The sequence below is a fragment of the Sphingosinicellaceae bacterium genome, assembly GCA_019285715.1.
In the GTDB taxonomy this organism is placed as follows: Bacteria; Pseudomonadota; Alphaproteobacteria; order Sphingomonadales; family Sphingomonadaceae; genus Glacieibacterium.
The window spans coordinates 1,309,568-1,323,590 of record CP079108.1 but is presented as its reverse complement, the minus strand read 5'-3'; the positions used below and the strand labels follow the sequence as shown (position 1 = coordinate 1,323,590).

Annotated in this window: 12 protein-coding genes; 9 read left to right on the top strand and 3 right to left on the bottom strand. The window is 66.0% G+C overall.

Going from position 1 to position 14,023, the window contains the following annotated elements:
• The first annotated feature begins 43 nt into the window (after nucleotides 1-43).
• The 6 genes from KX816_06125 to KX816_06100 are packed head-to-tail and all read left to right on the top strand — an operon-like array spanning nucleotide 44 to nucleotide 7,362.
• Complete coding sequence (locus KX816_06125) at nucleotides 44-1,165, top strand: glycosyltransferase (GenBank protein ID QXQ07594.1); 1,122 nt, start codon at nucleotides 44-46, stop codon at nucleotides 1,163-1,165.
• Nucleotides 1,166-1,168: 3 nt separating this feature from the next.
• On the top strand, nucleotides 1,169-2,284 hold the full coding sequence (locus KX816_06120; protein QXQ07593.1) for a glycosyltransferase: 1,116 nt from the start codon (nucleotides 1,169-1,171) through the stop codon (nucleotides 2,282-2,284).
• Between the two features lie 2 nt (nucleotides 2,285-2,286).
• Complete coding sequence (locus KX816_06115) at nucleotides 2,287-3,321, top strand: glycosyltransferase family 2 protein (GenBank protein ID QXQ07592.1); 1,035 nt, start codon at nucleotides 2,287-2,289, stop codon at nucleotides 3,319-3,321.
• Nucleotides 3,318-3,872 (top strand): polysaccharide export protein, encoded by a 555-nt coding sequence (locus KX816_06110; GenBank protein ID QXQ07591.1) that lies wholly within the window; start codon nucleotides 3,318-3,320, stop codon nucleotides 3,870-3,872. The genes KX816_06115 and KX816_06110 overlap by 4 nt, the downstream gene beginning before the upstream one ends.
• Nucleotides 3,872-5,182 (top strand): outer membrane beta-barrel protein, encoded by a 1,311-nt coding sequence (locus tag KX816_06105; GenBank protein ID QXQ07590.1) that lies wholly within the window; start codon nucleotides 3,872-3,874, stop codon nucleotides 5,180-5,182. Before KX816_06110 ends, KX816_06105 begins: the two co-directional genes overlap by 1 nt.
• A gap of 2 nt (nucleotides 5,183-5,184) precedes the next feature.
• The gene (locus KX816_06100) at nucleotides 5,185-7,362 is read left to right on the top strand and encodes a polysaccharide biosynthesis tyrosine autokinase (protein ID QXQ07589.1); all 2,178 of its coding nucleotides are present in this window, start codon (nucleotides 5,185-5,187) and stop codon (nucleotides 7,360-7,362) included.
• Between the two features lie 11 nt (nucleotides 7,363-7,373).
• Here the strand turns inward: KX816_06100 and KX816_06095 are convergent, their stop codons facing one another.
• Nucleotides 7,374-7,607 carry a hypothetical protein gene (locus KX816_06095; GenBank protein QXQ07588.1) on the bottom strand — a complete coding sequence of 78 codons (234 nt, stop codon included), beginning with the start codon at nucleotides 7,605-7,607 and terminating at the stop codon, nucleotides 7,374-7,376.
• 176 nt (nucleotides 7,608-7,783) lie between these two features.
• On the opposite strand from KX816_06095, the gene KX816_06090 reads away from it, so the two are divergent.
• Nucleotides 7,784-8,905 (top strand): acyltransferase, encoded by a 1,122-nt coding sequence (locus KX816_06090; GenBank protein ID QXQ07587.1) that lies wholly within the window; start codon nucleotides 7,784-7,786, stop codon nucleotides 8,903-8,905.
• Nucleotides 8,902-10,206, top strand: a complete 1,305-nt coding sequence (locus tag KX816_06085; protein ID QXQ07586.1) for a hypothetical protein — start codon at nucleotides 8,902-8,904, stop codon at nucleotides 10,204-10,206. The genes KX816_06090 and KX816_06085 overlap by 4 nt, the downstream gene beginning before the upstream one ends.
• Here the strand turns inward: KX816_06085 and KX816_06080 are convergent.
• Nucleotides 10,149-11,600 carry an oligosaccharide flippase family protein gene (locus KX816_06080; GenBank protein ID QXQ07585.1) on the bottom strand — a complete coding sequence of 484 codons (1,452 nt, stop codon included), beginning with the start codon at nucleotides 11,598-11,600 and terminating at the stop codon, nucleotides 10,149-10,151. The two genes, KX816_06085 and KX816_06080, sit on opposite strands and share 58 nt — an antisense overlap.
• A gap of 277 nt (nucleotides 11,601-11,877) precedes the next feature.
• Between KX816_06080 and KX816_06075 the strand changes: the two genes are divergently transcribed.
• Entirely contained in the window at nucleotides 11,878-13,005 is a 1,128-nt protein-coding gene (locus KX816_06075) for a hypothetical protein (GenBank protein ID QXQ07584.1), read from the top strand.
• Here KX816_06075 and KX816_06070 read toward each other — a convergent pair.
• Nucleotides 13,002-13,871, bottom strand: coding sequence for an alpha/beta hydrolase (locus KX816_06070; protein QXQ07583.1), 870 nt, complete (start codon nucleotides 13,869-13,871; stop codon nucleotides 13,002-13,004). The two genes, KX816_06075 and KX816_06070, sit on opposite strands and share 4 nt — an antisense overlap.
• Nucleotides 13,872-14,023: the final 152 nt, after the last annotated feature.

Sequence of the window (14,023 nt, the reverse complement as noted above, 5' to 3'; positions counted from 1 at the left end):
CCATGCAGTGACGGTTAGGAATGTCCTGCTAGTCGATCCCTCGATGTTTACCGCACCGTACGACGCTGCCCTGTCAGACGGACTCGAGTCGCTTGGCATCAATGCGCATTGGGCGACCCGCCAGCTGCGGGCCGATGAAGCCAACGAGATCGGCGCATCGCGTTCGCTCGATTTCTTCTACCCGCTGAGCGACGGCCCGCGGCGGCGCCAGGGCGGCCTGTGGCGGCTGGTCAAGGGTGTCGAGCACGCGTCCGGCATGAAGCGCCTCGGCGGTCTGGTGCAGACCGGTCGCTTCGACATCATTCATTTCCAGTGGTCGGTGCTGCCGTTGATCGACGCGCGCGCGATTCGGCGGATGCGCTCGATTTGTCCGGTCGTACTGACCGTCCATGATTCGACACCGTTCAACGGCAAGCAGGTCAGTCGGCTGCAGCGCGACGGCTTCGGCGCTGTGCTCGGCGAGGTCGACCGGATCATCGTCCACACGCCGAAAGGCAAGGCGACGCTGGTCGATGCCGGGGTGGCGGACGAGATGATCTCGGTCATTCCCCACGGGATATTACCGGGCGGCGCATCGCCGGCGCGCGCCCCTGACGGACGCTGGCGCGTCGTGCTGTTCGGCAAATTGCAGGACTACAAGGGCATCGACGTCCTGATCGAGGCGCTCGGACAGCTCCCGCACGACGAGCGCGAGCGCCTGTCGGTGATCGTCGCGGGTGAGCCGATGAGCGACATGGCTCACCATATCGAGCGGGCGCGCGCACTCGGGCTGGGGCCGGAACTCCTCGAATTTCGCCTGCACCGGCATTCGGCGACCGAAATGGCCACGGTTCTGGGCGAGGCCGATACGTTCGTCTTTCCCTATCATGCGATCGAGGCCAGTGGCGTGTTGTTCGCGGTCGCTCCGCTCAAAAAATGGGTGGTCGCGAGCGACCTCGGGGCGTTCTCGGAGATGGTCGGTCGCGACGATTGCGCCGGGACGCTGGTCGCGCCGGGAAGTGCTGCCGACCTGGCAGTCGCGCTCAGCGCCTCGATCGGACGCCGCCCGACACGTGATTTGTCCGCCAACGTGCCGAGCTGGACGAGCATCGCATCGATGACGCTCCAGGTTTACCAGGACGCGCTGGGCTCATGGAACACCGAGACCGAGCGGCGCGCGGCTTGAGCCATGACCCGGAAGCTGCTCATCCTCCACGATAGCGCCGATTTCGGCGGTCACGAGCGCATGCTGCTGGCGCTGCTGCCCGGCGTGATCGAGCGCGAGCAATTCACCGAGATCGTGTTCTGCTTCCCGGAGAGCAACCAGCGCTTGCACGATGTCCTGCAGGCGTTCGAGCCGCACATCCGGATCATCACCTGGCCCTTCGTCAAGCGCCGCGGCGAGCCCTATCTCGGCTGGCTGCGGTGGCGCTACCGGCGTGCCGTCCGGGATATACTTGCCGCCGAGCGGCCCGATACCGTGCTGCTGGTGCAGGGCCGGATCGAGAACCTTGTGGTGCCGATGCTTGCCGATTTCGGCGGAGCGCGGCTGGTCAGCTACCTGCCGATGGCGCATCGGCAGCGCGAGATGGACCGCAACGGGCTGATCGGCGACCGTATCCGGCAATGGCTGTACCGTCGCCCCGACCATTATATCGTGCCCTCCGAAGCCGTCGCCCAGCAGGTCGAGGCGGCAGGCGGCACGGCGCCGATCACCGTCGCGCACAATTTCGTCGGGCCGCCGCCCAAGCGCAGCAAGGCGGTGGCGCGGCTGGCGCTGGGCCTGCCGGTGCAGCGGCGCACGGCGCTATTCCTCGGTCGTCTCGATCCGGCCCAAAAGGGCCTCGACCGCCTTGTCGGTGCTATCGAGCGGGCTGGTCGCGAGCGGCTGGCGGGCTGGACCTTCCTGTTTGTCGGCGACGGTCCGGGACGCCCGCTGCTCGAGCGCACCGCCAGGCGGAGCGGCGTCGATCTCCGGCTGGTCCCGTGGACCGACCAGCCCGACATGTATCTTTCGGCGGCCGACGTGTTGTTGCTGCCATCGCGCTTCGAGGGCCTGCCGCTGGTCCTGCTCGAAGCGATGCACTGCGGCCTGCCCGTGCTGGCATCGAGCATCGACGTCATGCGTGACTATCTGCCGGCCGATGCGCTGGTCGACTTCGACACGGTCGACCTGGCGGCGGCGCTGGCGTCGATGACTCGCCCCGAGGCGGCAGCGGGCTTTGCTGCGGCGGCCAGCGCGACACTCGGTACGCACACGCTCGAAGCGGCCCAGTCGAGTTTCGCCGCGGCATTGGCGGCCTGACCATGAATCAGGTCGCGGTGATCATTCCGACGTTGAACGAGGCCGAGCGCATCGGCGACCTGCTCGCGCAGATTGCCCAGCAGCCGGCCGACCTGGTGCTCGATATCCTCGTCGCCGACGGTGGCAGCACCGACGGCACGCAGGCGATCGTCACGACCGCCGCCGGCCTCGATGCTCGCATCCGGCTGGTCGACAATCCCGAGCGCATCCAGTCCGCGGGCGTTAACCGCGCGGTGGCGCTGGCCGACTGCCACGCCGACATCCTGATCCGGGTCGACGCGCACGCGCACTACCCGGACGATTACGTCCCGCGCATCGTCGCGGCCTTTGCCGCAACCCAGGCGAACATGGTCGCGGTCGGGCTGCGGACAGTCGCGAAAACCTGCGTCCAGCGTGGCATCGCAGCCGCCTCCAACAGCCGCATCGGGACCGGCGGAGCGGCGCACCGGGTCGGCGCACCGTCGGGCTTCGTCGATCACGGCCATCACGCCGGGATGAGCCGCGCGATGTTCGAGCGCGTCGGCGGCTACGACCGCAGCTTCGTCGCCAACGAGGACGCTGAGCTCGACCTCCGTGTCCGCAAGGCCGGTGGCCGGATCTGGCTCGCTGCCGACATTCAGGTCGAGTACCTGCCGCGTTCGACGCTCCGCCGGCTGTTCATTCAATATTGGCGTTACGGGCGCGGGCGCGCACAGACCTTCCGCAAGCACGGTGAGCGCCTGCGGCCGCGCCAGATGCTGCCGCCGCTGCTGGTCATCGCGTTGGCCTCGGCAATCCTGCTGTCGCCGCTGCTCCCGGCCCTGCTGCTGTTGCCCCTCGCCTATGTTATGGCGCTCTCCGTCGCGACCTTCATGCTGTGGCGCAAATCGCCGAGCGTCTGCACCTTGCTTGCCCTGCCCGCCGCCGCCACGATGCATATCGCTTGGGGAACCGGGTTCTGCGCTGCACTGTTGTCGACCAGTGCGCGTCCGGTACGATCACCTTCCCCGCACTGGTCGCGAACGTCGGAGCAGGCAGCAGACAGGACACGAACATGAAGCAGGTCACATGGGCGCTCGTCGCTCTCGCGCTGGCCTGCTCGGGCTGCGCATCCGATCCGGTCGAGTCGACCAACACCGTCGCGGTCGTCCCGATCTACCACCTCGCGCCCGACGACCGCCTCAAGATCACGGTCTACGGCGAGCCCGACCTGACCGGCGAATTCCTGGTCGGCAGCGACGGCAACGTCTCGTTCCCGCTGATCGGCATGATCCAGGCCAATGGCCTGACGCTGGCGGAACTGCAGGCCGCAATTAGCCAGGTGCTGGCAACGCGCTACCTGAAAGACCCGAAGGTCACGGCCGACGTCATCGGTTATCGTCCGTTCTACGTACTAGGTGAGGTGAACAGGGCTGGCCAATATCCGTATCGCTCCGGCCTGACGGTCAATGCCGCGGTTGCGACCGCGGGCGGCTTCACCTACCGCGCCAATCACCGCGCCGTCGCCATCCAGCGCTACGGTACCACCGGCGAGCAGCGCTACCGCCTGACCGCCGACCTGCAGGTCGGCCCCGGCGACACCATCCGGGTTCTTGAGAGGTTTTTCTGATGCGCGGCATGCCGCGCGGCGGCACCTTTGCGCCGTCGCTCGCGGCGTTGGCGTCGGCGCTGCTGACGTCGGCAGTCTTGACTTCGACGGCGAGCGCCCAAGTCCTGCCGCCCGACGATACGCTGGTGAACTTCCGGCGCTTTACCGCGGTACGCGAGCGGCGCATCGAGGGCTACGATGCCGTTGGTGTTCCCGTCGGCTCCTTCACATTATCGCCCTCGATCAACGCAACGGCCCAGTACACCGACAACATCTTCGCCGCGAAGGACGACAAGGTCGGCGATGCGCTGGCGCGCATCGAACCTTCGGCGCTGCTGCAATCGAACTGGAGCCAGCGTTCGCTGACGCTGTCCGCGAACGGCCGGCTCGACCGCTATGCCGACCACAGTTCGGAGAACGTCAGCGCGATCAACGCGTCAGCCTACGGGGTCCAGCAGTTCGGCGACAGCACGCGCCTCCGCCTCATCGGCCGCTACGTCAACGACCGCGAATCACGCGAGGCCCAGACGGCGTTCGCGCTCACCCAGCGCCCGGTCAATTACCAGACGATGGAAGGGGCTCTCGGCCTGTCGCAGCGGTTCGCGCAGTTCCTGGTCAACGGCGAGGCCGGCTACACCCGCTACCAGTATCAAGATGCCCGGCTGATGGACGGCACGCCGCTCGACGAAAGCTTCCGCAACCAGGACACGTTCCGACTCCGCGTTCGTGCCGAGATCGCGCAATCGCCGTCGCTGGCCTATTTCGTGGAGGCCAGTCGGGTGTCGACGAGCTATGATGCGCGCGATACCAACAGCGGCAATGCGCGCGGCTCGACGACGTACCAGGTCCTTGGTGGCTCGCGCTTCGAACTACCCTTTGGGGCGCGCGGCGAAATCGGCCTCGGCTATGTCAACGGAGAATTCAAGGGCGCCCAATACCGCAACTTCTCCGGCCTCGCGATATCGTCGAAAGTCTTGCTGTTCCCGAGCGACCTGACGACGGTCACGGTCGCCGCACGGCGCAGCGTCAGTGATGCCGGCACTTTGAATTCGACGGGTTATATCGCGACCGTCGGCAGCGTGCAGGTCGACCACGAGCTGCTTCGCAACCTGATCCTGGGTGCCGGGATCCAGTACGAGCACGACACCTTCAACGGCGTCGACCGGCGTGACGGCCGCTTCGGCGCCTCCGCAAGCGCTGAGTATCGGCTCAACCGTTCCTTGTCGGTGCGTGCCGACTATGATTTCATCGATTTGTCCTCACGCGGTGCCGAGAGCTATCGGTCTTTCAGTCGTAACCGTGCGAGCATAGGCATCAGGTACAGGGTTTGACCGTGAACGAGCAGCTCCCAGTAGCGGCCGGGCAGAGGATCAACCTCCCCGCCGAGCGGCCCCGCCAATCGACCGAATTGGCGCCTGTCGGCGACCGCATCCGCCACGGCGTCGCGGCCCTGCGGCGACGCTGGGTGTGGTTCGCGCTGGTGTTCGTGACGGTGCTCGGCGCGGTCACAGTCTACACCTACATGCGGACGACCGAGTTCACCGCAGCCACGACGGTGCTGGTCAACTCGCGCATCCTGAACGTCACCGCGAAGGCCGACAACGTCATTCCCGATGCCAGCGACGAAGACCGCGCGGTCGACAGCGAGATCCAGGTGTTGCAGTCCAACGACGTCATCCGGCGCGCTGTCGCAGCGTTGAAGGCCGGCCCGATGCCACGGATCGAGGAGGCGCTCACCCAGCTTCCGCCCGCCAGCGCACCGGCTGCTGTCCTCGAGACGGTCCGTGGTCACACCCGGATCGAGCGGCCGGGCAACACCAACGTCATCCAAGTCAGCTACACTGCGACCGATCCCCTCGTCGCCGCCAGCGTCGCGAACGAACTGGTCCGCCAGTATATCCTCTCGAAGGGCGATGTAAGGCTCGATGCAGCGCGCTCGGCCGACGCCGGGCTTCGCAAGGAACTCGACGCGCTGCGTGGCCGCCTCCAGACTGCTGAACAGGAAGTCGCCGATTACCGGCGCAACCACAATCTGCTCAGCGCCGATGGCGTTACCCTCACCGAGCGCGACCAGTCGCTGTTCCGCCAGCAGGAGGCCGCTTCGGAAACTGCCCTCGCGGAGGAACGCGCCCGCTATACGACGGCGCGTTCACAGCTGGCACGGGGCTCGAGCGGCGACGATGTCGGCGAGGCGCTGAACTCTTCGGTCGTCGGGGGATTGCGCGGCCAGCGCGCCACCGCGAGCGCGCAGCTGGCGCAGCTCGAGGCGCGCTACCAGCCCGACCACCCGAGCGTCATAAAGGCCCGCCAGGAGGTCGCCGACCTCGATGCCGCGATCAAGACCGAGATCGGGCGGGTCGTCTCCAACCTTGGCGCCCGGGTACAGGTCGCGCAGCAGCGGGCGGGCGTTGCCAGCAGTATCCTCGGCGAGGCGCGCGGCGCCCTCGCCACCAACGCCGGTGCGTCGGTACGGCTCGCCGAACTCGAACGCCGGGCGGACGCGTTGCGGACCAACTACGCCGGGTTGCTGGCCCGTCAGACCGTTCTCGCCAGCCAGGCAGTGGTCGCGGACGTCGACGCGCGGCTGCTGTCTTCGGCGCTGGTACCGAAACAGCCGAGCGCCCCGAACCGCAAGCTCAACCTCGCCCTCGGCACCTTGCTGGCGCTGCTGCTGGCCAGTGCGGTCGTCGCGCTGCTGCAGCTGTTCGACCAGCGGTTGGTGTCGTCGCACGATGTCGAGGTGCGGGTGGGCCTGCCCCATCTCGTCAACATGCCCTCGATCGCATCGATTGCGAGGCGCAGCGAACGCGCGATCGCGCCGGTCGATTTCGTCATCGACCGCCCGATGTCGATGATCGCCGAGTCGATGCGGAGCTTGCTGCTGTCGATCGAGCGCAACTCGCGGGGCGGCGGGCCACGCATCGTCGGCATCGCCTCGGCGCGACCGGGCGAGGGCAAGAGCACACTCGCTGTCTGCCTGGCGCGCGTCGCCGCGATCAGCGGTCGCCGGACCCTGCTCATCGACGGCGATATCCGTCGTCCGCGGGTCGCGGCGATGCTCGGCCTGACCCCGAAGGTTGGACTGGTCGACGTGCTGTCGGGCGAGTGGCCGCTCAAGGACGCGGTGCTTCAGGATGAGCGCAGCGGTGCCTGGGTCCTGCCGACGATGGCGCGGCCTTACCAGCACGCCCAGATCAACTCCGAGGAAGCCTTGCGCTCGTTGATGTCGCGGCTGGTGGAGTTCTTCGACCTGGTCATCATCGACACCGCGCCGTCGATGATGGCGGTCGAGTCGCGGCTGCTGATGAGCCATGTCGAGCAGACGATCCTCGCGGTGCGCTGGCGGAATACCCGGATTTCCGCCGTCCGCAATGCTCTCCAGAGGTTACGGTCGATCGGCGTCGATCCCGTCGGTGTCGTCATGACCCAGGTCGATATGAAGGCTATTGCCGCTTACGCTATCGACGACGTCGACCATGAATATCGCCGCTGGGAAGGTTTCTACGCGTGACCGCAGTGCGCCTAGAGAATATGGAAAAGCACCCACCACGCCAGCATGCCGCCCCCGACCGCCACGATCCAGTAGCGGAAATCGACGGCACGATAGAGCGACTGCGGGAGCAGCACCGGCGTGCGAGACCCGGCTCCAGGCTTTCGCGCCGGAGCCCCGGGCAAATCGAGATGCGCGGTATTGGCCATGACGTCGACGCGCCGCGGCCGTGCGCCCGATCCGGCGAACCGCGGCACTTCGGTCATCGTGTTGCTGACGGACGCCGTCTGCACTGGCTTATCTTCGGTCAAACCGTCTCCCCGAGGGGACCCTACCATGTTCCATTGGACTTGCGTAGCGGGCATGTCGTCGACAACTCCCCTGTTATAATTGCTAGGCCGCCCGAGGGTTCATGCAGGGTCGCCGATGCGTCGGACAGCTTGTGAAACGGCAGCGGAGCGCGTCTTTTAATCCATCGATCCACGGCGCTCGCGGCCTGTTCGCGCTGATGGTGTTCGTGTTCCATGTCGCGAACTCGGGCCTGGCGGGCTTCCTCCCCGCCGATGCCCCGCTGACGCTGTATCTGCTCGGCTCCTTCCAGTTCGGCGTGGAGCTGTTTTTCGGGATCAGCGGGTACGTCATCCTCGGCGCGCTGGCGCGGGCTCCGTCGATGCGATCGTTCGCGTGGGACCGCGCGACTCGGATCTTTCCGTTACTGTGGACGACGATCCTGGCGATCACCGCAATCAGCATCGTGACCCATTATTGGTTGCCGTCGCTCGGCGAATGGCTGCTCAACTTGCTTGCGCCGCCACCCTTCATCCATGTCGGACAGGTCAATCCAGCGGCCTGGTCGCTGGGCTATGAAATCACCTTCTACGCGCTGTGCACGGTCTTCTGGTGGTTACGGTCGCGAGGCCAGACCTGGTGGAAGCCGGTCGCGGTGGTGACCGGGGTCGTTCTGCTGGCGCTATTCCCGCGTGGAGCATTGTTTCCGGCCGGACTGGCGATCGCCGCCGGGCTGCCGCGTACGCCGTTCATCCGGCGCCTGGCGGGATGGCCGCTACCGATGCTCCTCGCCTGCCTGCTGTGCTGGCGTCTGATCGAGCTGGCGAACGGCGGCGACATGATGACGGTGACGCCGCTCGACATGCCGTTCACCGACTGGCTGGCGACCGCGCCGTTGCTCGTCGGTTCGGCACTCCTGGGCGGCATGGCGCTCCTCGGGATCGCGATGGGCAAGGGTCTGCTCAGCGCGACCCTGCGCACCGCGCCGCTACAGTGGCTCGGTACGATCAGCTACAGCTTCTACCTCTGGCACCCCGTGGTGATGGCTCCGGTCAAGTATCTGCTTAAGCTGAGCGGCATGGCGGCGGCCGCAGGCCCGGCTGCCCAGTTGGTGTTCGCGGTCGTCGCGCTGCCGATCGCGTTACTGGTGGCGCACTACAGCCAGCGCTGGATCGAGGTGCAGCTGACCCGCTGGCTTCGACGGCACGGGCCGAGCGAGGGCAAAGGGCATGCGCCCGTCACCGCGAGCCCCTATCCGACGGCGAGCACCCGGTGAACGCCCTGACCGCGGACTTCGCCGGTCCACCGCGGGCGGCGACGATCGCGGCACCGTCGACGGTCGTGACCGACCAGCGCGCCAGCAGCCTCTTCATCCACATCGGGATGTTCGGCTGCCTCTGCCTGCAGCGCTTCTGCATCTATCTGGGCGGCAGTCCGATCTATGTCTGCCTGCCGCTGTTCTTTGCCGCACTGGCCTGGATGCTGGTCACCCGGCGCGGCGCCTTCAGGCCCCTGCCGGTAGCGCTGTACGGCGCGGTCGCGGTCGCCGCATTGGTCAGCGCGCTGGTCGCTGCCAACAGCAGCGACACCCGCATCAGTTCCTTCAGCATCGGCTCGTTGATGTCGCTGCTGGTCCTGTACGCGGGCTACACCATAGGACCGACGGATCGGTTCGACGGCCGCCGGGTGTTCGACATCTTCCTGTTCTATGTCCGGCTGTGCGCGGTTCTCGGCATCGCGCAGTATCTCGCGCAGTTCGCCGGCATTCGCTTGTTCTCGTTCCTCGTATCGTTTCCGGTGCTCCGGCCGATCCTTGTCGAGCCGCTGTATAACTACTGGCCGATCCTCGAATACGGCTCGAGCATCCTGCGCTCCAACGGGTTCTTCCTCGTCGAGCCGAGCACCTTCTCCCAGCTCCTCGCGCTCGGGATCGTGGTCGACGTCTTCATCCGGCGCGACTGGCGCTTCCTGCCGCTGTACGCCGTCGCGTATCTGGTCACCTACGCCGGCACCGGACTGCTCGCGCTGGCGGTCGCGTGCGTCCTGTCGGTCGTCGTGGCACCGCGCGGATCGGGGCGGATCATCCTGTTCGGGCTGGCGATGCTCATCGTCGCGGCGATCGTCGCGCTCGCCTTTCCAAGCCAGTTCGCGTCGCTCGCCGGGCGCGCCAACGAGGTGCAGTATGCGGGCAGCAGCGGCTATGCGCGCTACATGCTCCAGTTCGACGCGTTCGACGCGGTTTGGGGCGAGACCCGAACGCTGATCGGCTACGGGCCGGGCGCGCTCGACCGCGCCACCTTTTACTCGGCGGGTAGCGGCAACCCGATCGTCAAGCTGTTCATCGACTACGGCTTCATCGGACTCGCGGCGTTCGCATTGTTCTTCATCACCTCGCTATGGCGGCGCGACGTCGCGCTGGTGTCGCTGTTCGCGTTCGCCAATTTCCAGCTTGGTGGCGGCAACCTGCTGTTCGCGCCGTTCGTGGTGATGTCGGGCCTGCTGTGTATCTGGGCCGCGCCTCAGGTGGCAGGGGCCGCGGAACCGCGCAACCGGCGCAGCGCAGTTCGCATCTCGTGATAGATGACGTGGTCGGTGCTGCGCATCGCCAGCAGCCACGCCAGTCCCCCGGCAGCGACCGCAACTCCGAGCGGCACGATGGGGACCGTCACAGAAAACCGCCAGAAGATCATCAGTCCGAGCGCCGGCGCGACCGCCGCGACCGCCGCGATGCCGCTGCGCAGATAGACCGCGCCGAATTGCGAGCGCTTGGTGCCGGTCATCCGCTCAAGATGAGGGCGATACAGATATTGCGCGAACAGCGCGTCGGCGATCCGGGTCGCAGCAGCAGCGGCAAGACTATGGAAGCACGCCGCGACGAAGATGGTGGTGCCGAAGATCGTGCGAATGAACTCGAAGCGAGCCTGGCGTCCGGTCTCGCCCCGCACCACGAAGACTTCCCAGCTCATCGTCGTCGAGACGAGGACCATGCTGGCGATGCACAGCAGCGACAACGGCACGGCAGCGCCGCTCCAGTCACGGCCGTAAATCAGCTGCACGGCTGGGCCGGCGAGGATCGCCACCCCGGCGAACAGCGGCCAGAGGATGCCGGTCATCAGCTCCAGGACCTTGAGATAACGGTCGCCAAGCGGGATATTCTCACGTTGGCAGCGCGAAAAGTCGGCAAAGACGACGCGGGCGACGACTCCGTGGATGCTGTCCCAGACCATTGCGTGGTTGCTGGAGGCGCGCGAATACAGTCCGAGGGCCGCGACCCCGAGGGTGCGCCCGAGCACCAGTTCCATAAGGCGCGACGCAACCCGGGTGAGGCCCGAGACGGCGAATATCTGTCCGCCGAAGCGGGACATCGCCGACCAATGGGCGAGCGACAGGCGGAAGCTGACGTGCTGCCTCGCAATGATGTTGATCGCGATATTGGTCAGCAGCGCGGTCGCGACCTGGCTGTACCCGAGGCTCATGTATCGAAAGCCCTTGAGCGCGAGGATGATCGTCAGGGCCATTCCGAACGCCGTCGACGCAGCCTTGATCGTAGCGATGGTCTTGAAAGCTCCGTCGCGCTCCAGAAGGGCGTTGGGAACGAACGCGAACTGCCCGATGAGCGGGACCACGGCGAGCAGAAGCAACAAACTCCGCACCCCAGGTTCGGCGAACAACGCGTCGCCGGCCAGCCCCAGCCCGCCGATCACGACCGCCATCAGCGCGGAGATCGCGAGGTTCACGGTGGCGGCGGTCGCGATGATCTCCGGGGTCAGGACCGGTTCCCGGATCAGGAAGGTGTTGAGGCCGACCATCTGGACGACGCCGATCATGCCGATGACCGCCATGGCGATCGCGAAAACGCCCATGTCGTACGGGCCGAGCAGGCGCGCGACGACGATCGAGCCGACGAACTGCAGCCCGAAATAGCTCGCCTGGCCAAAGGCCATCCAGACGAAGGAGGAGCGGACTGCCATGAATATCCCGTTTTTCAACCCGACGACGATCGGATCGAGTGTCGTGCGGCTTCACAAGGCGGCATACCCACATTCGGTTCCGTGATAAAGAGGTCATTCACATCAGAGCCAAATAAGGTGTGTTTAAATGCCTGACGTGAAACAGCTCGCGCTTTTCAACAGGGTTCTGATCAGTATTCGTAGCAGTTCATGCAATCAACATTGGATCGATAACGTGAAAGTTGTTTCCGATATATTTATGCGCGCTGCCTGCTATGCGCTATGCGTCGGAGCGTGCATGGCGCTCGACGCCGGCAGCGCCGCCGCTTACGAGACCGGCGTCTACGTCGGCGGGCCGAACGGCAACGATCCCAAGGCGATGGCGCGCTTCAAGCATGACTTCGATGCGCACATTGCCGCGCTAAACGGCCGGCGTCCGAAATTCTTCAACACCTTCACCGACTTCGGCCAGCCGACCGCAGCGTGGATTTCCTCTGCTAACTGGGGCGCGTGGTCGGCGAAGCAGAGCGGCAGGGACTATCTCGCGGCGGAGTCGGGCATGATCCCGCTGGTTGGGGTGCCGCTGGCCTCCAATACCGGCGGCTGGGGCAAGGTCGATACCTTCTACCAGGAGATCATCGCCGGCAAATATGACGCGATCTACGCCGGCATCGTCGATGCCTGGGCCGGACAGGGCTACAAAACCGTCGATTTCCGCATCGCCTACGAGATGAACGGCAACTTCATGCCGTGGGCCCCGGGCAACTCCAAGGCTCCCGCGGCGCGCGCCAATTTCGTCGCCGCCTTCCGCCACGTCGCCGACATCATCCACGCCCGGGCGAAGGAAAAGCACATCCGCGCGTACATCCACTGGAACCCCTGCGCCATCAACGACACGTCGTTCGACGTCCAGTCGCTGTATCCGGGCGACGCGTACGTCGACGTGATCTCGACCGACCTCTACAGCCCAATGTACCCGCTCGACCTGACCGACTGGTCGACCGGCGGGACGCGGCAGCTCGGCAGCAAGCAGGAGTGGGCCGACATCCTGGCGAACCGCGTCCACTATTGGCACTACCCGAACGCGTCGGCGCGCATCAAGCAGCCCAAGCTGGGCAACTGGGGCTGGTCGCTCGAGCAGACCATTGCGATGGCCAAGCTGCACAACAAGCCGATCGGCTTCGACGAGGCCGGCTCCGGGGCCGCGAAGGGCGCGCTCGGCCGCGACGACGAGCCGGAATACCCGCGTTTCCTAGCGCAGCAGATCGCCCGCATCGAGGCGCTGGGCATCACCGTCCGCAACGTCAACATCTGGGACACCAGGCTCGGCGACGGCGACTGGGAGTTCAAGACTGGGCGCAAGCCGCTGGCGGCGAAAGTCTGGGCGGCCTGCTTCGGTACCGAAAAGCCCAGGGCTGGCTGCTAAGAGCGCAGGAACCGCCTGAGCTGGGCGTCGAACACCTTCGGCTGGTCGTACATGATATAATGGCGGGAACTATCGATCCGCACGAACCGCATGTGCGGCACCGACGCATAGGCGGCGCGGTACAGTGCCTCGTCCGGCACCATGCCGCTCGGGAGCGAGCGATCGACCGGATACATGAGCGTCACCGGAACCTGAATGCCGTCGAGCCCGGGCCGCAGGTCGAGCATACCGAGGTCATAGTACGCCTGGGCATTCACCAACCGGTCGCCGGCCGCCATCCAGTCGATGATTTCCTCGCTCTTATCGGAGGTCGTCAGCCACTGCATGCGGGCGCGCAGTTTCGCGTGGATCCACACGTCCCGGTAGTCGGTCTGGCTGATCTGGCGCCGCATCGAGCCCGCCTTGGCGCGTGCCATCTCGACGCTCTGGTCGGGGTTGAGCGCGGCCAGATTCTGGGACGGGATCGCGTCGACGAGCAACACCTTGCCGATATCCTCGGGGTGCATCTCGCTAAGCCAGAGCGCGATCGTGCCGCCCGACGAATGGCCCACGACGGCGGGGGACTTCAGTTTCGCCGCACGGATATACGCATCGATCGCCTCGGCAGTGGGCAGCAACACCGGGCCGGACGCGTTGTCCCGCGACGGCTCACCGGCAAACCCGGCAATCTGCACGAGATGAAGGCGGTATCGATGGCGTAGGCGCTCCGCAGCCTCGCGCCAGACTTCGCGCGAACTGCCCCAGCCGTGAATGAAGATCACGTCCGGACCCGAGCCGGTCACCTCGACGCTGATCCGCGGGAAGGTCTCGATCCGATCCCCCGGGAACATCGGGGTCGTCGGTGCCGGCGTATCGGCGGCGCTCACCAGCGATGCCCCCACAATGACAGCGAGGAGGACACCGAAGACGCGAATAGGCCGACGCATAACTTCAACCACTCATCGAGGCTGCGAGCATAACGCCGCAACCCCTGATACGGAAGCAAGCGTCGTGGCCGCACGTGGTGGCTCACCGCTAA